Source organism: Xanthomonas sp. WCS2018Noco2-27, from assembly GCF_031843525.1.
GTDB lineage: Bacteria > Pseudomonadota > Gammaproteobacteria > Xanthomonadales > Xanthomonadaceae > Xanthomonas.
The window spans coordinates 1-21866 of the sequence record NZ_JAVTIK010000008.1; the positions used below are offsets into that span (position 1 = coordinate 1).

Annotated in this window: 21 protein-coding genes, 1 other RNA gene and 1 pseudogene; 11 read left to right on the forward strand and 12 right to left on the reverse strand. The window is 62.5% G+C overall.

The genetic code is table 11. The annotated features are described in order from the left end of the window. Positions 1 to 45: 45 nt before the first annotated feature. Positions 46 to 312: a transposase gene (locus RQH86_RS13910; protein WP_311240169.1), complete on the reverse strand. Its 267-nt coding sequence runs from the start codon at positions 310 to 312 to the stop codon at positions 46 to 48. 435 nt (positions 313 to 747) lie between these two features. Here RQH86_RS13910 and RQH86_RS13915 point away from each other — a divergent pair, with 435 nt between their 5' ends. The 4 genes and pseudogenes from RQH86_RS13915 to RQH86_RS13930 all read left to right on the forward strand — a co-directional run bounded on the left by RQH86_RS13915 (position 748) and on the right by RQH86_RS13930 (position 3694). Further along, positions 748 to 1269, forward strand: a complete 522-nt coding sequence (locus RQH86_RS13915) for a hypothetical protein (protein WP_311240170.1) — start codon at positions 748 to 750, stop codon at positions 1267 to 1269. A gap of 107 nt (positions 1270 to 1376) precedes the next feature. Next, a pseudogene (locus RQH86_RS13920) lies at positions 1377 to 2279 on the forward strand (XVIPCD domain-containing protein). Between the two features lie 206 nt (positions 2280 to 2485). Next, a complete protein-coding gene (locus RQH86_RS13925; protein WP_311240171.1) occupies positions 2486 to 2824 on the forward strand; it encodes a hypothetical protein in 339 nt (112 codons plus the stop codon). 3 nt (positions 2825 to 2827) lie between these two features. After that, positions 2828 to 3694, forward strand: a complete 867-nt coding sequence (locus tag RQH86_RS13930; protein ID WP_311240172.1) for a hypothetical protein — start codon at positions 2828 to 2830, stop codon at positions 3692 to 3694. Between the two features lie 126 nt (positions 3695 to 3820). Here RQH86_RS13930 and RQH86_RS13935 read toward each other — a convergent pair whose 3' ends face one another. After that, positions 3821 to 5950, reverse strand: coding sequence for an ankyrin repeat domain-containing protein (locus RQH86_RS13935; protein ID WP_311240173.1), 2130 nt, complete (start codon positions 5948 to 5950; stop codon positions 3821 to 3823). 283 nt (positions 5951 to 6233) lie between these two features. On the opposite strand from RQH86_RS13935, the gene RQH86_RS13940 reads away from it, so the two are divergent. Then, positions 6234 to 7154 (forward strand): hypothetical protein, encoded by a 921-nt coding sequence (locus tag RQH86_RS13940; protein ID WP_311240174.1) that lies wholly within the window; start codon positions 6234 to 6236, stop codon positions 7152 to 7154. Between the two features lie 168 nt (positions 7155 to 7322). On the opposite strand, the gene RQH86_RS13945 is transcribed toward RQH86_RS13940, so the two are convergent. Together RQH86_RS13945 and RQH86_RS13950 are read right to left on the reverse strand one after the other, a co-directional pair. Next, on the reverse strand, positions 7323 to 8189 hold the full coding sequence (locus RQH86_RS13945; RefSeq protein ID WP_311240175.1) for a hypothetical protein: 867 nt from the start codon (positions 8187 to 8189) through the stop codon (positions 7323 to 7325). Next, positions 8186 to 8830, reverse strand: a complete 645-nt coding sequence (locus RQH86_RS13950) for a hypothetical protein (protein ID WP_311240176.1) — start codon at positions 8828 to 8830, stop codon at positions 8186 to 8188. Before RQH86_RS13950 ends, RQH86_RS13945 begins: the two co-directional genes overlap by 4 nt. Positions 8831 to 9067: 237 nt before the next feature. Between RQH86_RS13950 and RQH86_RS13955 the strand changes: the two genes are divergently transcribed. From RQH86_RS13955 to RQH86_RS13965, 3 genes are all read left to right on the forward strand, one after another. Continuing rightward, on the forward strand, positions 9068 to 9658 hold the full coding sequence (locus tag RQH86_RS13955; protein WP_311240177.1) for a hypothetical protein: 591 nt from the start codon (positions 9068 to 9070) through the stop codon (positions 9656 to 9658). Positions 9659 to 9748: 90 nt separating this feature from the next. Beyond that, positions 9749 to 9824, forward strand: a non-coding RNA gene (locus tag RQH86_RS13960) — sX9 sRNA. A gap of 93 nt (positions 9825 to 9917) precedes the next feature. Continuing rightward, positions 9918 to 10415, forward strand: coding sequence for an excalibur calcium-binding domain-containing protein (locus RQH86_RS13965; protein WP_311240178.1), 498 nt, complete (start codon positions 9918 to 9920; stop codon positions 10413 to 10415). Here the strand turns inward: RQH86_RS13965 and RQH86_RS13970 are convergent. Beyond that, complete coding sequence (locus tag RQH86_RS13970; RefSeq protein ID WP_311240179.1) at positions 10342 to 11931, reverse strand: SDR family oxidoreductase; 1590 nt, start codon at positions 11929 to 11931, stop codon at positions 10342 to 10344. The two genes, RQH86_RS13965 and RQH86_RS13970, sit on opposite strands and share 74 nt — an antisense overlap. A gap of 444 nt (positions 11932 to 12375) precedes the next feature. Between RQH86_RS13970 and RQH86_RS13975 the strand changes: the two genes are divergently transcribed. Next, positions 12376 to 13350 carry a glutathione S-transferase family protein gene (locus tag RQH86_RS13975; RefSeq protein ID WP_311240180.1) on the forward strand — a complete coding sequence of 325 codons (975 nt, stop codon included), beginning with the start codon at positions 12376 to 12378 and terminating at the stop codon, positions 13348 to 13350. A gap of 21 nt (positions 13351 to 13371) precedes the next feature. On the opposite strand, the gene RQH86_RS13980 is transcribed toward RQH86_RS13975, so the two are convergent. The 6 genes from RQH86_RS13980 to RQH86_RS14005 form a co-directional block, all read right to left on the reverse strand. After that, positions 13372 to 13833 (reverse strand): DUF4126 family protein, encoded by a 462-nt coding sequence (locus RQH86_RS13980; protein ID WP_311240181.1) that lies wholly within the window; start codon positions 13831 to 13833, stop codon positions 13372 to 13374. 290 nt (positions 13834 to 14123) lie between these two features. Further along, positions 14124 to 15053, reverse strand: a complete 930-nt coding sequence (locus RQH86_RS13985; protein ID WP_311240182.1) for a CPBP family intramembrane glutamic endopeptidase — start codon at positions 15051 to 15053, stop codon at positions 14124 to 14126. Between the two features lie 24 nt (positions 15054 to 15077). Further along, positions 15078 to 15563, reverse strand: coding sequence for a helix-turn-helix domain-containing protein (locus RQH86_RS13990; protein ID WP_311240183.1), 486 nt, complete (start codon positions 15561 to 15563; stop codon positions 15078 to 15080). Then, positions 15560 to 15856 carry a hypothetical protein gene (locus tag RQH86_RS13995; protein WP_311240184.1) on the reverse strand — a complete coding sequence of 99 codons (297 nt, stop codon included), beginning with the start codon at positions 15854 to 15856 and terminating at the stop codon, positions 15560 to 15562. Before RQH86_RS13995 ends, RQH86_RS13990 begins: the two co-directional genes overlap by 4 nt. Next, positions 15853 to 16809, reverse strand: a complete 957-nt coding sequence (locus RQH86_RS14000) for an alpha/beta hydrolase-fold protein (RefSeq protein ID WP_311240194.1) — start codon at positions 16807 to 16809, stop codon at positions 15853 to 15855. Before RQH86_RS14000 ends, RQH86_RS13995 begins: the two co-directional genes overlap by 4 nt. Before the next feature lie 277 nt (positions 16810 to 17086). Then, positions 17087 to 17722: a YiiX/YebB-like N1pC/P60 family cysteine hydrolase gene (locus tag RQH86_RS14005; RefSeq protein WP_311240195.1), complete on the reverse strand. Its 636-nt coding sequence runs from the start codon at positions 17720 to 17722 to the stop codon at positions 17087 to 17089. A 211-nt stretch (positions 17723 to 17933) separates the two neighbouring features. On the opposite strand from RQH86_RS14005, the gene RQH86_RS14010 reads away from it, so the two are divergent. After that, a complete protein-coding gene (locus RQH86_RS14010; protein WP_311240185.1) occupies positions 17934 to 18269 on the forward strand; it encodes a DUF3817 domain-containing protein in 336 nt (111 codons plus the stop codon). Positions 18270 to 18437: 168 nt separating this feature from the next. Next, entirely contained in the window at positions 18438 to 20408 is a 1971-nt protein-coding gene (locus RQH86_RS14015; protein ID WP_311240186.1) for a S9 family peptidase, read from the forward strand. A gap of 58 nt (positions 20409 to 20466) precedes the next feature. Here RQH86_RS14015 and RQH86_RS14020 read toward each other — a convergent pair whose 3' ends face one another. Continuing rightward, positions 20467 to 21723: a VWA domain-containing protein gene (locus RQH86_RS14020; RefSeq protein ID WP_311240187.1), complete on the reverse strand. Its 1257-nt coding sequence runs from the start codon at positions 21721 to 21723 to the stop codon at positions 20467 to 20469. Positions 21724 to 21866 lie beyond the last annotated feature (143 nt).

A 21866-nucleotide genomic window follows, 5' to 3' on the forward strand; every position in this document is an offset into this window, starting at 1 on the left:
GAGTAGTTTGCATGGACAGACTCAATTCCAGTCGACGAGCCTGGCTCAACCTTTTCGCGACAGCACGTCCTTGAGCGCGTGGTGATCCAATGTCAACTCGGCATACATGCGCTTCATCCGGGCCAACTCGGCTTCCACATCCTTCAGATGCCGCAACTGCGACACCTCCATGCTGGCGTACTTGGACTTCCAGACGTAATAGGTCGGCTCGCTGATCCCGTGCTTGCGGCAGGTCTCGCCAACCCTTGCACCGGCCTCGACTTCTTTGAGGATCCGAACCATCTGTTCTTCGGTGAACTTCGACTTCTTCATACAGAGCTCCTTGGGATGGAACTCTACTTCCAAGTGGATCGAGTTAACGAGGACGCTTCAGCCTCAGCGGCCTATGGCTGGAACAAGCTGGGCGTTGCCATCGGCACCAAGCTGCGCACCACTGCAAGCGCGGGGAGGGGGGGGGTTCCGGTGGAGCGGTTGTAGCGTCCAGCGACAAGCGGAGTTAGCCGTGGAGAGGGGCAAGCGATACGATGCAGCATGTTAGCCGCAAGGGGCGGCTAAATGGCCTCATGCTCTTCGAAGCCTACTTCCGTTAAACGTTAGCTTTAGCTTCACACTTTTAGGAGAGATACGGTGCCCCTTGCAAACGATCGAGTGCGCTTTGCAGTTATGGCACTGGCTATTTGCCTGATTGTAGGCTGCAGCATGCAACAACCTCCCGCAAATACACCCATCGCAAAGGAGCAGTCAGGTATGCAATCCGCAGTGCCATTCACGCGAAGCTTGCCTTCGCACGACGGCGAAGAAATGGTGCTTGAGTTCGCGGTGCCTGCTCTGCCGGACGATACGAATCCGCCGATCTCTGTCGGTGTTCTACTGACTGGAAGTGACACCGACGCGGTGGCAGATGTCGCTGAGCGTCTAGTGCGCGCTGATGTCGTTGCAGTCGTTCATCTGGAGCACACTGAGCAGGCCGGGTCGGTCCCGGTGGAGCTGCTACGCAGCCAGCGTGTCGGAAGAGAGCAAGAGAAGCCCGTCACGATCGCAGTAGACGGTATTGCAGAGGGATTGTTCGCGCTCAATGCGGATGTTGCGACAATGGAAAATGCCGGATTGCCCCCGAGGGGTATGGTTTCAGAGGAGCTTGCATTCGCTTATAGCACTTCCCTCCCGTCTGGTCGCTATCGTCTTCGGTTGCGTATTGATCAGAATCGGCAGGTTTTAGTGGACGCTAACGCGCAGCTACTCATTGCTTACACTCACAAAGCAAAATAGGTGTGCATGACATGGATGATCACGACAAGCGCTACACCGTTACCATTTATGTCGCTTCGGCAGGTACCCCGCTCTTGATCAGCGGCGGAAACTCAATGGCCGGTCACATGTATTACGCGGTGAGTGATGGCGCGGAAGTTAATAGCTATGGATTTGCTCCCGCGAAGCATGGTGAGTCAAGTGGGCCAGGAAAGGTCTTCAAAGACGATGCCAGGAATTATAAAGATCCTTATTATTCGCGCACGATGGAGATCAATCAGTCGCAATACGAGAAGCTAAAAGAATTTGGCAGGTCGCCGGCGAAGCATAATTTTAATATGGAGTACGGCGGTGCTTCCAATAGCTGCATCGACTTCACTTGGGGTGCGTTGAACTATGCGGGATTGCACCGCACCACCAAGCAGGGGGTCGACAAGGATTTTGAGGGCGCGCTTAAGCCTGTAGGAAATGTTGATGAAATCAAGAGCATCCATGCTCCGATGCCGAACAGTGAGTTGAACAAAGAGCACAGCAATCCTAAGCCGCCTCAGCTTTTCTGGCAGAAGGTGATTGGAGATGCGCAGGCGCCAGGGGATCAGAGATCTGCAGGCGATGCTAACGCAACCGCCGCGAACCAACAGCCTCGTGACCCACTTCATCACCAAGCAGAGCAGGCCGTTCGCCGCCTTGAATAGGGCCTCGGTCGAGAGTACGACGATAACAGTGCCAGGCTGGCAGCAAGCAGCGCACATCTGGCCAAAGAGCACGGGCTGTCGCGGATCGATCATGTCGTGCTGAGCGAGAACACCAAGTCCGTGCAGCAGGGCGAGAATGTCTTCGTTGTCGAAGGCGCGTTGAACGATCCCGCTCACAAGATGGCGCATATGAAGACGAGCGAGGCGATAGCGCAGCCCGTCGAGCAATCCTTGGCGCAATTGCAGGCCTTGGGCGAAACGCAGCGCCAACAGCAATCCCAGCAGCAGGAGCAACAGCGAGAGCAGTCGATTGCGCCTCAACACCGGATGGTGTGAGGCCTAGTGCAATTTGTCTGGGGCTCTTACACGCTCCGTCAACCGCACGCTGTAGGGAGGTAGGCGAGGTGCTGTGCCGGCTGGCCGCTTCTGGTAAAACATCGCTCTACCGCAGGAAGGAGCCGCGCCGTATGCCATTCGCTATCTTCCGTTCTTACGTTTCGGCATCGGCCGTAGTGGTCGTTGCTACCTTTGCAGGATGCGCCATGACCGAGCCGCCGATCTCAAACAAACAGTTTTCCGAGCATGTTGTGACGCTGCTGGCCGGCAAGGATTCGGCTGTGGTCGAAGCCGGCAAGTTGACCGATTTTCCTTGGAAGACGCTGTGCTTCGAGCGCGATGACAGCCTGTTGCTGAAGTTCGATCGCGACGGAGAGACATCCGTGCTGCCGTTGCCTTATGAAGAGTTCTTCGTGGACGAGGCGCATGTGGCCAATTCCCTGGAAGATAGCTGTGTCACGCCATCCGATCGCATCCTGATCAAGAAGAAGTATCCGGGCTATCAAGGGCCTATCGAGTTTCAGAAGGCAGCGCAGGGAGGCTAAGCCATGGTCGATATCACCGATCCAAAAGGTGCAAAGCGGGAGATTGAGCAGGAAGCGTATCGGCACTACGAACAGTTGAGCGGCACGACGTTGGCAAGGCGTCCCGATGGCACGTTCCAGTCACAGGGGCACAACGATCAGCTCGATGCCTTTCGGCATGCGTATACCAGTGGCCGTGTCACCCAACTTGCGTTAGGTCAGCAGTGGATCGCACGCAAGTTTGGGGATGATGCCGAGATTGGGCCGGCCCATCCAAATGATCCCTACGAACATCGGATGGATCTATGGAACAACGAAGCCGGCCGCCGGCTCGGCGATCAGACCTCCGGGCAGGATGCATTGGCACGACAAGCCTATGACGCGCTGCGTCACGGCGATCTGGCGACCGGTTTGAACGATCCGCGGCTCAGGCAGCTGTTTCCCGACGATCCACGCCTTGCGCGCCCCCAGGGAGATCCCGAACGGGACCTTGTGACCAGCAGCGATGTTGACCGGATCAACAAGGATGTATCGCGCCTGCAGGACCAGGCGCATGACAGGTTTCCAGATACGCATCCGGACCGTGCGTATTTCAATACGTTGCGGGGGCAGCTGCCTGCATCGGTGTCCGATACCAAGGTGGCCGAGGTCATGATTGCCGCAAAGCAGGCGGGTATGGAACGGGTTGACCAGCTCGCCGGCGCCGTTCTGCGTGACGACCACATCTTCGTCTCTGGCAAGACGCCAGGATTTCGTGCACAGGTAGACGCGAACACGCCGGCACCTGATATGCGGCAGAGTGTTTACACCGCCGATCAGCACAACGCCGTCCAGGCTTACGACCAAGCGCAATCGCAGGCGACACAACAAGCACCTGCGCCTGGACGCTAGGCGGCCCAGTGGGAGGCTGGTGGTGCTGCCGACGTGTTGCCTTCGACGGCTGAATCATCAAGGGGACGCCGGTGCGCGCCGGCTGATGCGTGATGTCTGGCTCCGGTAATGGTCACCGCATGACGCTCACCGCAATGCCGCCCGCACCGTCTGCAACGAGGTGGCAAACAGATCGACGGCGCGCTTGCCGTCGTTGTCTTTGATGGTCTTGTCGGCACCCCTGGCCACCACGAGCACGTAATTGGGCGCGCTCTCGTCATTGCTTTCCTGTTCGGCGGCGTAGTGCAGCAGGGTGCGGCCCCGCGCGTCGCGGGCGTTGATGTCGATGCCCCGGCTCAGCAGAAAGTCGAGAAAGGCCACTTCCTTTGGAAACGTGTGGCGTGGTAACCAGTGATGGGAGGTGAGGTTATGCAACAGGGTTTGCTGGCCCGGTTGCAGGGCGAGCGGGTCCAGCCCCTTGGCCATGATCAGGCGGACCAAGTCTGGCTGGAAACAATAGGCCAGCGACGAACGCCCATCGGCTGCGGTGCGGGTGGCGTCCGCACCCAGTTCCAGCAGCGCGGTGATGGGGCTATCGGCGTCTAGCGTGTGGGACAGCAAGGCCGATTGCAGCGGAGTGTAGTGCAGCGAGTCGTCGCGCTTCTGTGCGATGGCCTGCGCGTTGATATCGGCGCCGCCGGTAACCAGCACACGCACTTTCTCGCCGGTGCTGGCTGTGTGCAGCGGAGTGGTGCCGTGGATGTCGCGCGCGTTGGGATCGGCGCCGTGCGCCAGCAGCACGCGTGCAGTGGCGACGCCGCCCCAGTCGAGCATGGTGGTGCCGTTGTCCCAGCGTGCGTCGGGGTCGGCGCCGGCATCCAGCAGTGCTTCCAGCATGTCCAGATAGTCCTGCAGGCTGAGGTGGTTACGCAGCTTGCTGTCCACGTCTTTCACCGCATCCTTGCTGGCTTGCTGCAGGGCATGCTTGGCGGCGCGATAGCGCTCGCGGGTCTGTGCATCCTTGGCGTGGGCGATCATGGCATCCAGCGAGTCGAGGCTGCCGATGCTGATGCTGTCGACCAAGTGCTGACGGTATTGGGCGCGGGTCATTGCGGCGATGGGCCCGCGGGTGACCACCAGATCGTGCAGCGGCCAATAGCGCTGATTGGTCCAGCCGTTGACGCGTGCGCCGTGGGCGATGAGCCAGCGTACGGTGGCTAGCGTGCTGTGTTTGACCGCCGTATTGAGCGGTAGCAACCGTGTGTTGAGCGCTGCGCCGGCCGTGAGCAGGCGCGCGATCATGGCCGTGTTGTCGTGCCGGGTGGCGTAGTTGATGGCTGTGGAAAATTCCTGATCGGACGCGATGTGCTCGCTCAGCCAGTCGCTGTCCGGTGTGCAATCGGGCACGGCGCCTGCCAGCAATGCCGCCTCGATACCGACGAGCGAATTGGCGCGTGCTGCGTCCAGCAATGCGCGATCGGCCGCACTGCGCTCCACTACCGGCACTGGCGGTGTGTCGTTGTCGGGCTGTGCGGGGTCGCGTTCCAGCCAGGCAAGCCACGCCTTGGCGCCCTCGCTGCCGGCATCCAGGTAGAAGGTGTCGTTTTTCTGGCCATTGCCGAAGCGCATCCACGAGGCCCATTCGGTGCCGGCCATGCCCAACGCCGACATTTGGGTGATGAAGCTGAAGAAATCCGTGGCCAGCGCCAGGCCGTGCAGCATTTCCAGCTCGTGCGAAAAATAGCGCACCGGTTGCCTGGTGGGATCCGGGTGCGTGGTGTCGATGGTCAGCCAGTCGCCATTGATGAGGGTGTAGAAGGCAAACTGGTGTTCCCACAGTGCGGGGCTGTTGGGTGCTTCGGACAGGTCGCGATCGGCCAGCTCCTGCTTCCAGTCCAGAAACACCGGCAGGGCCATCGTGTCGATGTGGGTCAGGCTCCACACCGCGTCGCGGTTGCAGCTCATGGACGGCAGGTCTTGCTGCTCCATCGCGCGCAGGTGCGAGGGCACGTACCAGCCGAAGCTCACCTCTGCCGACAGCTCGCGCAGCACGCGACGCAGCTGTGTCGGGATCGGCAGGTGGTGGCGGCGTTCGAGCGACAGCAGCTGACGTTCGGTCGCAGGCGGGGCGATCAGCAGCGGCGTCACCTGCCAGTCGCGCTTGCGGGCGATGGCTTCCATCCAGCGCCATTTCGCCTGCCACAGGGTCCAGCGTGTCTGCAGGGCGGTGTCCTGTGGTGTGCAGGCACCGAGCAATGTGGAGGTGGCCAGGGCCATGAGGCCGGCCTCGAGAAGCTTGCGGCGTGAGAGCGTGATCAGAAGCGGTTCCTTGCGTCTGGCGACGGGGCGAGGCGTCTGCGAGCAAGGATGCACGCAGCAATGCTAAACGCGCGACAAGGCTTTGCCGCATCAGCTGCGGGCGCGGGTGGGCAGGTCGGCCAGGCGGCCGCTGCAGGCGCTGCGTTGCGCTGGAACCCTGGGCGATCCCTGGCCGCGGGTGGGACAGGGGCGGCGCAGGTGTCGCACGGTTGCGTAGGATAGGCAGCACGGAGGCACTCGCATGGACCCGACATCCCACCACCAGGATCGCCTGGCTTCGCGCACACGGCTCTACGCGCTGTTGGCGCGAGAGGCGCGCACCGGCGTGATCTTTCGGCGTGGGCCCAGCAAGCAGGTGCAGCTCATCCGCTGGGATCGCGCCACCGACACCTTCGAGCACGGGCAGTGGTTCAAGGGCCGCATCTACGAGCGGCGTTGCGATCTGTCGCCGTCGGGGCGGTTGCTGGTGTATTTCGCGGCCAAGCATAAAGGCGATTTCGGCACCTGGACGGCATTGTCGCGCCCGCCGTTTCTGACGGCGTTGGCGCTTTGGCCCAAGGGCGATGCCTGGGGCGGCGGCGGTGCGTTCGAAGATGAGCAGACGTTGCTGCTGAATCATCGCCCGCAGGAAGGTCGCGAGCCTTTTCCGCGACCGACAGGCTTTCAGCTGAAGCACACGATGACGGTGCGGCCATTCGGGCAATGGTCTGGCGGTGGCGAAGACGAGCCGATCGACAGCGTGCTGCGGCAGCGCGACGGTTGGCGGGTGCTCGACGCCGGTGAGGGGGAGCGGGGCGGCCTGCGGAGCGGGATGCTCTACCGCTTCACGCGCCCGCGCGTGTGGGAGAAGGACGGCGGTGGCGGGCGTCGGCTGCAATCGCTGTTGCATGCCGTGGGGCGTCAGAACGATGCGTGGTATGCGCTGGATCACCGTGTGCTGGATCGCGATGGTGACGTGCTGGCGGACTTGCCCGGCACCGACTGGGCCGATTGGGACGGTGGCGACCTGGTGTTTGCACGTGGCGGTTGCCTGTATCGGCTGTGCAAAAGCGATTTTCGGCGCTATCCGGAGGACGGCGAGCAGGTGGTTCGGCTGTTGTATGACTTCAGCAATGCGCGGTTTGCCCCGGTTGCACCCACGGCGGAGGCGCTGCGCTATTGATCCGCTGTGCAAAACGCCTGCGCGCTGCAGAGCTTGTAAGCTGACCAAGCGGCAGCATGCGTCGCCGTGCTTGATGCGCCGCGCCGATGTGCTCACGTTGGTGATGGATGGATCGCTCTGCATGGTTTCACTCGCCTGCGCACCCGCAGACGTGCCGCAGCGTTGCAATCAGGCGCTGTCTTGTGCGCACAGGTGAGCGAGCAGCAGCGGGTGCAGTACCGGTGGCATCGGCAGGTTGCGCAGCCCTTGTTCCCATTGCTGAAAAAACGGCGCCAGCACCAGGCGATACCAGACACTTCGCTGGCTGCGTTCGGTTTGCCGTGCGCGCAACTGTTCGACCATTGCCTGCGCGCGTGGCTGTTCATCGCACTCCAGGTGGTAGAACGCGAACGCCAGCAGCACGCTCTCGGGGCTGGCGAACAACACCTCAGGCGGAACCACACCGTTTTGGTCGCCTTCCATCCGTTGCAGCCAAGTGTCGGCGGACTGCTGGAACCAGGGCCCAGCCAGTTGTTCGTCAATGAGGCCGAAATAGTGCGCATCCAGCTCGGGTAGCGCAGCCGCTAGGCGGTCCAGCCCGGCGCTTAGCACGGCGTCGCTGTGGGCCGGTTTCAGCACCCATCCGCCATAGGCGCCCACGTCCGCGCTGTCCAGGATTTCCTTGCCCATGAAGGCTGTTGCGGTATCGACAAAATGCAGATCGTGCAGCTGCGTGGTCGCCGCACGCTGCTGCCAGGCCAGCAGGCGTGCATGCTGCATCCCCACCCGGACGATCAGCTCACCCAGATCCGGTTCATAGATGGTCCACAGACATAGACGGCTGCCACCGCGGTCGCGGATCCATTGCCAGCGATGCTCCGGTTCAACTGGCACGGGCGACCAGCCAGCGGCTTGCAGCGGTGCGCCCAGGCGTTGTTCGACCAGCAGCGGGAGCAACTCGCGGACACGTGCCTGCTGACGCTGGGCCTTGTCGCGCGCTGCGCGCAGCGCTGTTGGTGTGCGCTTGGGTTGCAGGAAAAAATGCAGGCCGATCACGCGATCGATCTCGCGCGATCGATCTCGCCGAGTACAGCGTTGTCGTCCGGTCGCGGCAGGGCCAGGTCTTCGGGCGCGCCACGCCGAGGCTTGAGCCCGCGGTGGGCAGCCAGCGCACGGATAGCGCGCAACGTGTCGGAAGCGAGCAGGCCGTCCAGGGTGGAGGCGATGCCGTCGGCAGCGTCGAAGGTCTCGTCCAGCCAGCCGTTGACCAACAGCCCGTAGCAGTCGGCGAACAGTGCGCTGTCATCGGCCTGGTCGGCGAGCATCAAAAGATCACCGAACACAGTTGCCAGCGGCAGCGTTTGGCCGATGTCTGGTTGGCGATAAACCACGCGTGCCTGGTCTTGCCACTCCAGATAGACCTCGCCCTGTGCATCTTCCAGCCAACCCGGCGCCTCGGCGGCCAGGGCCTGCGCGCGCAAGGTCGCGTCGTCGATCTCCTCGGCCGCTGTGCGCACCAGCACGCCATGACACAGTAACTCGGTGTGTAGCCGGAACCAGGTCAGGCCGGTGTCGTAGCGCGCCTGCAGCCGAAGCAGGCTACGCATGAGCGCTGCCTTGTGCGCGCTACGCAAGGTGCTGCGATCGACCAAATGGATGCAGCGCTCGGCCCACTCCTCGATCGCGTGTTGTGACATCCGGGCGTCCTTTGCATCAGCGGTAAACATCCGCGCGTCATCATGCCAGCGGTGCGGGCAACCGGGTGAGCTGGAGTCGCAGGGTGGAACTCCTGGCGCTTGGCGCGGATCAGCATGCCTGTTCGTGCGCTGTTGCGCACTTTCCATATGAGTGCGTCGTTTGTTATCAAGAACTGTCACGTCGCGCCGCTACTACGAGCTCAATGAAATCGCTGGATTGCGATCGTGGAGAATGCGTTGAACAAATTGACTCGATTGCTGCTCTTGTCTCTGGCGTCTGCGGTACCCGCCATGGCCGCAGAGCCTGCGTCCTCGCCCACCGATGGTACCGGCGCGCGCATCCGGATGTTTGGTCAAAATGGTGTTGGTATCGTGCTGTACAAGGATGCGGTGTGCACGGCCAAGTATGGCGAGAAGGTGCGCGCATCCGGTTCGCTGAAAAGCGCTTTCGGGTCGTTGATGGGCTCGGTGAAGAATGAGTCGATCGGCATCCCGGAGACAGAAAATACGCGTCATCTGCGCGACCGGAAGATGATCGGTTCCAAGCCGTTCTACAAGGAATACACGATAGAGCCTGGTAAGCCGGTCGTTGTGGAGGCGGGCGCGAGCTCGCCGGCGCATTGGAGTCAGTCGCCTGGGTACCACATTGGCTGGAGCTGCGGCGCATTGCTTGCTTCTACGTTTATTCCTGAACCTGGCGCAGATTACGAGGTGGCCTTGAACCTGGATTTTCGGAGCTCGGTTTGCACGCTGGCCGTCAATCGTGTGGATGCGAACGGTCAGGTCAGTCCGGTGGATGTTGCGCCGGTTGCAAAAGACTGCAAGTAAATTGCAGCACATCGGCGCAGCAGAAATAAGAGCAGCTAACAAAACGACTTTGCATCCGCCAGGCGGGCGCGGCCGGTGCTCGGAATCGGCATGTACCACTCGTACACTCCGGTTCCTGCGCGCCGTCCACACCCACCTGATAACTGCTCGCTACGTTTTGTTAGCCACTCTAAAACAGGTGCAGCACAAGCGCTGCACGATTGGCCGTGGCAATTTACGAATGCTTGATCGAATCCCCTCACGCCCGTTAGTGCTGGCGATGTGTATCGCCGCAATTGCCTGGGTAACCCCTGCGGCTGTCGCGCATCCGGGTGGATTGAACAAGCAGGGCTGCCACAACGATCGCAAGAACGGTGGATACCACTGTCATCGCTCGGCCAGTGGCGAACGCAAACCGACGGCCGCGGCCGAGCCGCTTGATCGGTCCCCGTGGATCCCATGGACCGGGGCGGTCTTCCGCAATTGCGCAGAAGCACGCGCAGCTGGTGCTGCACCGGTGCGGCGTGGCGATCCAGGATATGGCCCACATCTGGATCGCGACCATGATGGCGTGGGATGCGAGCCGTCGCGTCGGCGCCGATGCACCACGTCACCCTGCGTGCTGATCACTGCCACGTGTGGCGCATACGTATTGCGAGCATGGGCCGCGCATCTGTCCTGGATGCGTGGCCCAGTATCACCCCTCACCAATCCGTCGGCGCGTAATCCTTCAAAAACTGGCCCCACACGTGTTCGCCGGTGTTGGCGCCGTGGATGATCGGGTCGACGATACGGGCGGCGCCGTCGACGATGTCCAGCGGCGGGTGGAAGCGTTCCTGTTGCACCTTGAGCGCGGCGATGTCAGCGGGATCTTCATCAGTGACCCAACCAGTGTCCACGCTGTTCATGTGGATGCCGTCGTTTTGATAATCGGCGGCCGAGGTGCGCGTCATCATGTTCAACGCGGCTTTGGCCATGTTGGTATGCGGGTGACGGGTGGTCTTGAAGTTGCGATAGAACTGCCCTTCCATCGCCGAGACATTGACGATGTGTTTGTCGCGCTCGGGCGTGCGCAGCATCAGCGGCTTGAGCCGCGCGTTGATGATGAAGGGCGCGATGGCGTTGACCAGTTGCGTTTCCAGCAGCTCGACCGACGGCACTTCGGCCATCAGCAAGCGCCAGGAGTTGCGTCCGCGTAGATCGACCTGCTGCAGATCCTGATCGAGACGGCCTTCCGGGAACAGGTGCTCCTGCCCGACCAGCTCGTCGTCCAGCAGTGCCACCTGCGACAGCTCGGCGGCGCGGGTGAGGCCATCGGCATCGGCCAGGCCGCGTCCGTGCACGGCCGGCAGCGCGGTAGCCGAGGCTTCACGCAATAACTCGGGCGTGCGCAGGCCTTCGTAATGGCCAACGAGCTTTTGCACGGTGTCCGGCAGTGCATCCAGTGCGGCGGTTTCGTTGGCCATCATGTGCGCGTAGAACTGCGGCGGGCGGCGCACGGTCTGGCAGGCGTTGTTGATGATGAAATCCAGCCGCTCGCGTGTGGCCAGCAACTGGCTGCAGAACGCCTCGACGCTGGGCGTGTGGCGCAGATCTAGGCCGAATACCTGCAGGCGATGACCCCACTGCGCAAAATCCGGTTCTTCCGCGTAGCGCGCGGCCGAATCGCGCGGGAAACGCGTGGTGACGATGAGCTCGGCACCGGCGCGCAACAACTTCAAGCCGGCCTGATATCCGATCTTGACCCGTCCGCCGGTGAGCAACGCCACGCGGCCGCGCAGGTCGGCGGTTTCGGTGCGCTTGAAGAAATTCAGCTCGGCACAGGCCGGGCACATCTGATCGTAGAAGTGATGCAGCTGGGTGAACTTCTGCTTGCACACATAGCAGTGACGCAGCTCGGGCGAATGCATCGGCTCCGGCGTCTCGGATGCGTTCTCGCCGTTGTGGGCGTCGTGCAGGCCAGCGGCGTGCGGCGGGAAAACGTTCGGTGTGCTGAACACCGGCTTGCGCCGCAACGCACGGATACCACGCTGTTCGAGCAGCGCCTCTGCCTTACGCACCTTCTCCTGATGCCGCTCGCGCTCGCGCTGCTTGAGCAGCTGCCGGCGCGCCTTCGGCTCGGGGTGATAGACCTTGGCCACCACCTGGTGCAGGCGCACGCGGTCGGCCTCGGGCAACGCGTCGAGCACGCTGCGGTCGGCCTCGATCGCCTCCAGTAGATCCAGCGCGGCGCGCAGGCGGTCGGTCAGGGGCAGGTCGTCGGTGGGCGGGGATGGGGAAGTCGTGGTGTTCAAGGTAGATCCGAAAGAAGCGGCACAGGCCGTGGCAAGGACGGCGGGCAGCCGGGAATGCACAAAGGGACGCAGGTGAGGACGACAGCGGGCTGCCGGCTGGCGACCAGCCTCGGGCAGCCGCTTGGGCATTTTCGCCGATTGTGGGGCCGTGGCGCCAATCGATGGGTGGGAGGGGGGGCAGCTGCCCCGGACACCTGATGCGTGTGCTCTACGAGAGTTCTGTTGCCGAAGCCATCTGCTCGCGCCAAGCGTCGCTAAGCGCAACAGTGGTCACCTGCAGCCGTTCCGTGATCGCGCGCTAGCAGGCAGCCCATCAGGCAGCGCGCTGCGACCTGCTGAAGCGACTTGCGCTGTAAGCACGCGCTCTGATTGCAGGCCCGCTCACGTGTTTTCCAACATGGCTGGGCTACGGTGCTTGCCTGTTCTGCAGTGCAAGGAAACACCATGGGCCTGCTGGTCGATGGCAAGTGGCAAGACCGTTGGTACGACACCGATAAGAGCGATGGGCGCTTTGAGCGTTCGCAATCGCAGTTTCGCAATTGGGTGACGTGCGACGGCGCAGCGGGGCCGCATGGGGACGGTGGATTTCAGGCGGCAGCGGGGCGTTATCACCTGTATGTGTCGTTGGCGTGCCCGTGGGCGCATCGCGCCTTGATCTTTCGCCGCCTCAAGGGGTTGGAGCCGCTGATCGATGTGTCGGTGGTGAATTGGTTGATGCGCGACCAGGGTTGGACGTTCGATCCCGGCCCTGGTGTGGTGGCCGATCCGATTCACCACGCCACGCGCCTGTACGAGGTGTATCTCAAGGCCGACCCGCATTACTCCGGGCGCGTGACCGTGCCGGTGTTGTGGGATCGCGAGCGCAACACGGTGGTGAGCAACGAGTCGGCCGATATCATCCGCATGTTCAATAGCGCCTTCGATGAAGTTGGTGCGGCCGAAGGCGATTTCTATCCGGCCCCGTTGCGCGAGCAGATCGATGCGCTCAACGCGCGCATCTACGACACCGTCAATAACGGCGTGTACAAGGCGGGCTTTGCCACCACGCAGGCTGCCTACGAAGAAGCGGTGGTGCCGCTGTTCGAGACGCTGGATTGGCTGGAGGCGCGCCTGGGTGAGCAACGCTATCTCTGCGGTGCCACGCTCACCGAGGCAGATTGGCGGCTTTTCACGACACTGATCCGGTTCGATGCGGTGTATGTCGGTCACTTCAAATGCAATCTACGACGGATTGCCGACTACCCGCAGTTGTCCGGATTTCTGCGCGAGCTCTATCAGATGCCCGGCATTGCAGACACCGTGAATTTTCAGCACATCAAGGGGCATTACTACCAAAGTCACGACAGCATCAACCCGACCGCTATCGTGCCGATGGGGCCGGTGCTGGATCTGCATGCAGCGCATGGGCGCGGTGGTTGAGACGCAGCTGCCCGGTTTGCACTAACGCTTGGCGGCATCCCGGATGATCAACGTCGCCGCACCCACCGCGATGGTGTCTTCGACAACACCGGTACTGGTCTGGCCATAGCGTTCGATCGCACGCATGCGCGCATTGAAGGTGAGATAGGCCGCGGCAACCGCTGTTGTAGCGCCGAGCAATGCTGCAATGCCACGTTGTTCGCGCGGTGCCAATGCGGTGCCGACGATGACGCCTGTGGCGATGCGGGCAATCATGCCGGGTAACACGATGCGGTCCGGGGCGGTTTTCATCTTGTCGCCGGCCAGCTCGCCGCCGGCCAGTGCCAGCATGCCAGCCGATGCCAGGGGATTGGCAAGCAACGCCGGTGCGCCGTTGTCGGCAGGAAGCTTGCCGGTGCGTGCAGCGTTGGCCACTGCAGCCAGCGGGGTCATCGAGCGCATGCCGGCGACGGCGCTCATCAAAATGGAGTGGATCAACGCCATGTGCACCTCTGCAAGGGCGCGCCGACGGACTCCAACGTGGAGCCAGCAGGCGCGCATCAGGTTGTTGGTGCTCAGAGCCTAGGAGGCCGGATGTCTGCGCGATGGCAAGGCGGCGCCATGGCGATGTGTGTTGGCGTCCAGGCGTAACGACCTTGCCTGACGTGTGGCATCACGCGGTGCGCGATGCATGCCGGGGTGGTCGTGCCGCTGTGAAACGGCGATGCGGTGGGTGCACCATGACGCTGCCCGACCATGCAGACGCGACAGCGCGTTGCCATCGCCAAGACGGGTCAGGGTTGCTTTGCAAAGCTGCCCGCGCGCCACGCCATCCACAACACCGCCAGACCCACCGCCAGGCAGATCAGCACGCCGGGTAGCGAGGCTTCCGGGCCGAAGGCGCCGCCGGTGAGCCATTCGGGAAATCCGGGACGGGCCGTGCTGCGGGCGATGGACGGGCCCATGTCGGTTCCGGAAACCGCTGCACCAAACAGATAGCCCTGGGTGAAGTTCCAGGCGATATGCACGCCGATCGACATCCAGATGCGGCCGGTCAAGGCATAGAACGCGCCGAGCAGGATGCCGGCTTCCAGTGCGATGCAAATCGCCGCAAACGCCGTTGCATGCGGGTTGGCGATATGGCCGAAGCCGAACAGTGCAGCAGAGGCGGCGAACGCCACCCACGGGCCGAACGCGCGCCATACCAGGCGCAGAAAGATGGCGCGGAACAACAGCTCTTCGATCACCCCGGCCTGCAAGGCCTTGCGCACCGCCGTCCAGGCTGGCGCCGGGCCCAGCGCTTGAATGTCGTACAGCCCGAACAGCGCCATGATGCCCATGACCGCGGCGAACATGGCCGCGCCGATCACCAAGCCGATGGTCAGCTGCGGCAGCATCGGGCGCAGCGCAAGCTCGCTGGCGCGTCGCCCTTCGGCCAGGCGCACCGCCAACACGTAGACCGCCAATCCAACTGTGATGCCGATCAGGCTGGCGACCAGTTGCAGGGGGCCGGAGTCCTTGGGCAGCAGGCCGCCGATGCCTCTGCCGGCCATGGGCGCCAGCGTGGCGACCACCACCAGCAGCAGGACCGCCCAGGCAATCGCTCGCAGCCAGCGTAGGCGGCCGGGATGCAGGAATTTGCGCTCGCCCAGCGCGATCCGGTGGGGCGTTCGGCTGTGCGTGGTTAGTGCGCTATTGGCAACCGATGGCGTGGGGGCTTGCATTGGGGACGTCCTGTGGGGTGGTTGCTAGCGGGTGGTTGAACGCAATGAGGCGTCTGAGGCGGCTGCGATACGGGTAGCGAATGAGCGGTGCTGCAAGGCGGCAATGGCTTCAGCAAGGACAGCGGAGAGCGCAACGGACAGCTCCTGATCGAGCTGTGCGGCTGCTGCGTTGGTCGCGGCCCATTGCTGTTGCAACGCAGGCACCATCTTTTTTGCCTTCGGCGTCAGTGCCACGATGCGTTCGCGCGCGTCGGCACCTGGCTTCAACACGGTGAGCCGCTGCCTGGTCATCTGCGCCACGGTCTGGCTGGCAGCGGAGTGGGTGATGCCGATCTCCTGCGCTAGAGCCTTGATAGGCAGCGGCCCCGATCGCAGCAGAACGCGCAGGACGGGTGTGTAGCGCGGCCGCCAGTCCAGCCCTGCAGCGGCATAGACCGCTTCCAGATCGCCATCAAGCAGCTCGATCAGGTGACGGACCAGGGTGCCTAGGGTTGGAGATGCTGCGCTCATAAATCAAATGTATAAGCGCTGTTACATTTGCGCCATGTGCCGGAAGTGGGGGGGGCCATCAACGTCAGCTGGGTGAGGTGGTCGGAGGTGCTGCGTAGGCTGATGCGCTGTGTTCCGGAGAGTGCGGTGGTGGAGAGATCCGGGCGGAGTTGCACGTGATAGCGCTCGACCTCGAACCCTGCGCCCGGCAGTGTCGGCGCTGCGGCCATCAGCGAACACGGTGCGAGTGCCAGCAGCGCAATTGCCCTTAGCGACATCGGGACCTTGCATCCAGCCAGCACCCGATGTTTCACCGCTCCATCCGATCAGGAGTCTTTATCCCGAGCAAGGCCTTCAAGCCGTGGGTGGCGCCGCGTGGCCCGATGGTCAGGTGGTCCTCGTCATTGAGAACGTCCAGCTCGACCTGCAACGACGGATAGTGTCGCGCGCGCAGTGCCTGTGCCATGTGCTGTGCGTCGATGACCATGTCGTAATTCTGGTGATAGCGCACCTGCTCGTACTCGCCGACGTACATGTACACCTGTGCCGGCAGGTCGGTATGCGAGGCGGCAAAGCTTTTTTCCTGCACCACCATCGCGTGCTCGCCGTACCAGTACGATGGGCTGCCCAGGATATAGCCGGCAAACATCTCCGGTGTGCTCAACAGGATCTGCGTGCCCAGCAGGCCACCGTACGAATGCCCCAGATACAGGCGGCGCTGTTCGTCGATTCGGTAGCGGTTGGCAACGAACGGCAGCACGCGATCGCGCAGGTAGCGGATGTAGTCGGCGCTCTTGCCGTGGGTGGCAACGGGCGCTGCGGTTGGGCCATCTTCCGGTGTGGGCGTGTAATCGCGTCTGCGGCTCGGCATGGGCTCGTCGCCGACTGCGTAGGACAGCCCAACCAGAATGAAATCCTCGATGGCTGGGCCTTCGCCGTTCAAGCGACGCGCGATCTGCTTGACCAGTGGAAATGCATAGTCGCCATCGGTGGCATACAGCACCGGGTAGCGGCGCTGTGGATTTTCCGCATAGCCACGTGGCAGGGCGACGAAGACCTGGTAGGTGCGACCTGTCGCCGGATCGGGCACGTCCCAGACCTGCGTATCGGCCAGTTCATACGGTTGGCCCTCGCCACGCTGGCTACCAGGTGCGTGATCGGGCTTACGCGCTGACACCGTTGGCTGTGGCGTCGCTGCAGTAGCCGGTGTTGGCGGTGGTGCTGGTGCTGGTGCTGGTGCCTTGCCGCAGCCAGCCAGAAGCAATATTCCCAATCCTGCTGATAACAGCTTATTCAAGACAGCCTCCTGTGTGGTGATAGAGCACAGTGTTGTTGCAGTAGTGCAGATGACATCTAGACGAGGATACGCGGCGAACCGCGCGTACCTGCTCTGTCGCGTTGGACGCGTGTAGACATCGATGATGTCAGTCGACCTGAAAGAAGCGGTAGGCACCTGGTACCGCACACCACGCCTGGGTCCAAAGTCTTCGATGATCGAACGGCGCAGCGCTCCCAACCAGCTAAAACCGCGGGAACACATGCCTTCAGTTCAACGGACCAACCACGCGCAACGCCGATGCCTTGGCCATATCGTTCGGATTGGTGCCGGGCAGGCCCTGCGGCACGGCCATGCCTCTGATGCGATAGAAGTCGGTCCAGTACGGCGACACGTTGCCGGTCTGCAGGTTTTTGAAGTTCATCGGTTGCAGCGCAAACACCTGATGTGCGCGGAAGGCGCGCTCTATGAAGTCCGAGCAGTAGTAACTGTTGTCATCCTGCACGTAGGTCTGGTTGTACGGTTTGCCGAGCATGCGCCGCGCCTGCGCGATGGCGTCGGCAATGGCGGGGCGATGCGCGGGGGTGAGCCGGTATACGACGATCTGCCGCTGCTTGGCGGTGGCCTCATCGATGAATGCCTGCAGCGGTTGCTCGCGCGAGCCTTGTTCGTCGGCATGCAGTACCACCTCGGTATCGCCGGCATGTGCCACCAGCGCGACATGGTCGAAGCTGCGTTCGCCCTGTGTGGCGGTGGCGTCGTCGATGGCGCCGCTCAGGCCGCTGCGCGCTGCGGTGACGAATAGCAGGTCGCCATCGTGCACCTTTAGTGCCATTGCGGTGGCGGGTAGTAAGGCAGTGAGTAATAAAAGCAGCAGAGCGATGCGCATGGTGTGGGGCGTCAGGACAACAGTGCCGGCATTATCGCCGGGATGCGCGTGGATGCGCCGAGTCGTAGGACCCTGCGTGCGTGCCGCAACCATCAACAAGCGCAGGACGTGTACTGGCAGCGCCACGCGCCGGTTCACTTGGTCTTGCCTGTAAACTGGCGCTGCCAGCGGGCGTCGCCGCCGCCATCGCGTCGCGGCAATCCTTGAGTAGCCACTGGAGTGTTGCATGCGTTCTGCTGCTGCGTTGTCGCCGATGGGTCGGCTGTTTGCGGTTGCCGCCTTGATCGAAGGCGTGACCTGGGCCGGGCTGTTGCTCGGCATGCTGCTCAAGTACGGCACACAAACCACCGAGGTGGTGGTGTGGCTGTTCGGTCGCCTGCACGGCGGCGCCTTTCTCTTCTACGTGGTGGTGAGCGTGCTTGCCGCACTGCGGCTGCGTTGGCCGTGGTGGGCCTGGGCGCTGAGCCTGCTAGCCGCGCTGCCGCCGTTGGTGACGGTGCCGTTGGAAATGTGGTTCCGGCGCATCGGCTTGCTCGGCCAGCGGCCGCCGTCTGTCGGTTGATGCGGAGCATGCGTTTAGGCCGCTTGCGGCATCGACTGCAGTAGGTTCGAGCGCAGTAGGCCAGCCAGTCGCAGGTTTGCAGCATCACCGATTGCGCTGATGGGGGCATGGACGCGGCGGCAGTCGTTTGCCACCATGCACCTCTCAAGGACAGGTCGTGGGGGCGATATGCGTGGTTGGACGATAGGCGTGCTGAGTGTGCTGGCATGGGGAGTGGCAAGCCCTGGAGTCGCGCAGAGCGCGTCGGAAACCGTGGATCTAGCGCCGTATCTCAAGAGCGACCAGTTCGAGCGGATCAAGATCTCGCCGTCCGGTGCCTATCTCGCACTGACCATGCCGCTGGAAGACCGCACCGTGCTGGGCATCGTGCGGCGGCAGGACAAGGTGGCCACGGCCAAGGTCACCGGCGGCGTCAACAGCGTGGTGGACGATTTCTGGTGGGCCAGTGATGAGCGCATCGTGGTGTCGATGGCGCAGCGGCTGGGCTCGCGCGACGAGCCGGTGGCCATCGGCCAGCTGCATGCCATCGATGCCGACGGCAAGAACGGTCGCTTGTTGGCCAGCCCGTACGGCACCAATCCGGATATCAACGGCGCGCAGTTGAAGATGGACCTGGACCCGGCGACCTACATGCTGGATACCCTGCCGGGCGACGCGCGCAACATCCTGGTGTCGGCGGTTCCGTTCGTGGGCGATCCAAACGTCCGCATCGACAAGCTGGATATCCAGACCGGCCGGCGCACGACTGTGGCCACCTCGCCGGTCCGTCGGGCAGGGTTTGTGACCGACCAGCAAGGGCGGATCCGCTTTGCCAACGGCCTGGACATCAGCAACATCAGCAAGCTGTATTACCGCGACAACGACGACGCACCGTGGCGGCTGATCAACGATGCGGCCACCAGCAAGCATCGCGAATTCCCGCTGGGTTTTTCCGCTGATGGCAGTCGCGCTTATCTGCAGGTGGAGCAGGCCACCGGCACCGATGTGCTGGTGGCGTGGGATCCGTCAACCAGCAAGGCAACCCCGCTCCTGCACGACGATACCGTGGACCCGTACCACATCCTGCGCGATCTGGACGGCACCACGCCGATCGGTGCGTCGTATATGAGCGATCGCGTGCGCAATCGCTTCTTCGACGAAACAGCGCCCACCGCCAAGTTGTATCGCAGCCTGGAAAAGGCCTTCGACGGCAACGCGGTTTACATCACCTCAGCCACCAGCGATCGCCGCATGGTGCTGGCGTATGTGTGGAGCGATCGCAACAACGGTGATTACTATTTGTTCGACACGGTCAGCAAGAAGGCCGACCGTGTGTTCAGCCGTCGTGAGTGGTTTCCGCCCGATGGAGTGCCGGCGACCAGGCAGGTGAGCTTCAAGGCGCGCGATGGCTTGGTGCTGCATGGCTACCTGACCCAGCCCTTGCATGCGCAAGCCGGCAAGCCGCTGCCGTTGATCGTGATGCCGCATGGCGGCCCGTTCGGGATCTTCGACAAGTGGGAGTTCGATGACGACACCCAGTTGCTGGCGGCAGCCGGTTACGCGGTGCTGCGTGTCAACTACCGCGGCTCGGCCAATTATGGCTACGCGTTTACCCAGGCCGGTGCCAAGGAGTGGGGCGGACGCATGCAGGACGATGTCACCGATGCCACCCGCTGGGCCATCGGCGAAGGTATTGCCGACGCATCGCGCATCTGCATCTATGGCGCAAGCTACGGCGGCTATGCAGCGCTGATGGGCGTGGCCAAGGAGCCGGCGCTGTATCGCTGCGCGGCCGGTTATGTGGGTGTCTACGATCTGGACATGATGGCGCGCGATACCGGGCGCTCCGCGCGTTGGGCAAAGAACTGGACGGTCGATTGGCTGGGCGCACGCGACACCTTGGCTGCGCGTTCGCCGGTGACCCTGGCACGGCAGATCAAGGTGCCGGTGTTTCTGGCGGCCGGCGGCAAGGACGAGCGCGCGCCGATCGAACATACCAAGGCCATGGAGCGCGCGTTGAAAGGCGCCGGCGTGCCGGTGGAGTCGCTGTACTTCCCCAACGAGGGCCACGGCTTCTACACCGAAGCGCATCGACGCGAGTACTACACGCGCTTGCTGGCGTTCTTGAGCAAGCAGCTGGGTGGCAGCACGGCCAAGTGAGCCGTGCTTGTCGCTTGCAGGCAAGGCGACCGGCGCCAGCCAGGCGTGACGCCTTGTCTTACAGGATGTTCTTCGCTCTCGCTGCGGTGAGCCACATGGGAAACTCTTCCATCAGCAGGTCGTAAAGTTTTTCTTCGGGAATCTGATCCAGCCGATCAAGTGCGAAGAAATTGCAGTTGTCCACGACACGGCCATGCATGTCATCGAGCTTCTCGAGGATGCCGTAGCCACGGCCACCCAGGCCGACAAACTGCCAGAAGATCGGCAGTGCAGCGGCTTCCTTCATCAGCTGGGTGATTTCGCGATCCTGATGCACGCCGCCGTCACTGATAAACAGGATGTAGACCGGGGTACGGTCCTTGGATTGCTTGTAGTAGTCGATCACCATGCGCATGGCCTCGGGCTCATCGTTGATGCGCGGGCCTAGTGACCATTTCTTCCAGCCACCCGAATCGCGCTCGATATAGCCCGAAAAGTTATGAAGTGTCACAGGTGACAGCTGGCATGGAGTTGCACCGAATGCCCAGCAATCCAGTGCGCCGTCGTCATCGAAATGGACCGCCATCGGGATGAGGCGATCGACCACCTGTTGAACATGACCTCGGCTGTATTGAGCGCTCATCGAGCCGGAGGCATCCAGGACCAACCCGATCCGTGCCTTGACGTCGGTGAGCCGGGCTTTTTCGAGGCTGACCTGTGCCTTTTTCGCCAGGCTGACCAATTGCGGTGCCACATCGCCCACCCGCTTTTCCAGCGAGACTTTCGCTGCAGACGCGGGCGTACCTGCCGCTGCGGGCACTGCCGGCGGCTCGGAGACTTCACCGCCAAAGTGGGCCACCAATGCATCCAGCCCGGCATTGAAACCCTGCAGGTTGGCGACGATGCGCCACTGATCCTTGCTGCGGTAGATATCGGCGACCATGATCGCTTTTTCGTCGGCAAAGCTTGTGCCGGAGAAACTGCAGCGTGCAGTCTCCTGGCCACTGGCCTGGAGACTGAAATGGCTGGCGTCGATGTCGTGCATGACGCCCTGGCCGTCGATGGAGGCGGTGAAGACCAGGCGATCGATCGTCGTCGGCAGGCTTGCCAAGGACAGCTCGAAGCGCCCGTCCGCATGCTGTCGGACACTGCCGCATGGGCTACTGGGTTGATTGAAAAACACCATGTAACGGTCGTCGGACAGCTTGCCGGCTGCGTCGAGACCAAAGCACACGTAATCGATGGTGCGGTTTGAGGCGATCTGGGTGACGAAGTCGAACCTGGGCTGCTGGATCAGCGTAGACAGCGGGACGCGTTGACCTTGTGACAACTGCATTTCAGTTCCTTTGAAGATCGTTGGCCGAGTAGATTACAAGCTAAGCCTGCACCGAAACATCGGCATACCAGCGGATGCATGCGCTCAGCATGGCGGAGGCCTCGCACCTCCGGGTGGTGTTTGAGAAAGTGACGCGCGGTCGA

Bases quoted from the DNA above. Each gene is read 5' to 3' on its own strand.
- RQH86_RS13975 (WP_311240180.1), top strand. From the start codon at position 12,376: ATGGGCCTGCTGGTCGATGGCAAGTGGCAAGACCGTTGGTACGACACC.
- RQH86_RS13950 (WP_311240176.1), bottom strand. From the start codon at position 8,830: ATGTCACAACACGCGATCGAGGAGTGGGCCGAGCGCTGCATCCATTTG.
- RQH86_RS14020 (WP_311240187.1), bottom strand. From the start codon at position 21,723: ATGCAGTTGTCACAAGGTCAACGCGTCCCGCTGTCTACGCTGATCCAG.
- RQH86_RS13935 (WP_311240173.1), bottom strand. From the start codon at position 5,950: ATGGCCCTGGCCACCTCCACATTGCTCGGTGCCTGCACACCACAGGAC.
- RQH86_RS13965 (WP_311240178.1), top strand. From the start codon at position 9,918: ATGTGTATCGCCGCAATTGCCTGGGTAACCCCTGCGGCTGTCGCGCAT.
- RQH86_RS13910 (WP_311240169.1), bottom strand. From the start codon at position 312: ATGAAGAAGTCGAAGTTCACCGAAGAACAGATGGTTCGGATCCTCAAA.
- RQH86_RS13990 (WP_311240183.1), bottom strand. From the start codon at position 15,563: ATGAGCGCAGCATCTCCAACCCTAGGCACCCTGGTCCGTCACCTGATC.
- RQH86_RS14010 (WP_311240185.1), top strand. From the start codon at position 17,934: ATGCGTTCTGCTGCTGCGTTGTCGCCGATGGGTCGGCTGTTTGCGGTT.
- RQH86_RS13915 (WP_311240170.1), top strand. From the start codon at position 748: ATGCAATCCGCAGTGCCATTCACGCGAAGCTTGCCTTCGCACGACGGC.
- RQH86_RS13980 (WP_311240181.1), bottom strand. From the start codon at position 13,833: ATGGCGTTGATCCACTCCATTTTGATGAGCGCCGTCGCCGGCATGCGC.
- RQH86_RS13985 (WP_311240182.1), bottom strand. From the start codon at position 15,053: ATGCAAGCCCCCACGCCATCGGTTGCCAATAGCGCACTAACCACGCAC.
- RQH86_RS13925 (WP_311240171.1), top strand. From the start codon at position 2,486: ATGACCGAGCCGCCGATCTCAAACAAACAGTTTTCCGAGCATGTTGTG.
- RQH86_RS13940 (WP_311240174.1), top strand. From the start codon at position 6,234: ATGGACCCGACATCCCACCACCAGGATCGCCTGGCTTCGCGCACACGG.
- RQH86_RS14015 (WP_311240186.1), top strand. From the start codon at position 18,438: ATGCGTGGTTGGACGATAGGCGTGCTGAGTGTGCTGGCATGGGGAGTG.
- RQH86_RS13930 (WP_311240172.1), top strand. From the start codon at position 2,828: ATGGTCGATATCACCGATCCAAAAGGTGCAAAGCGGGAGATTGAGCAG.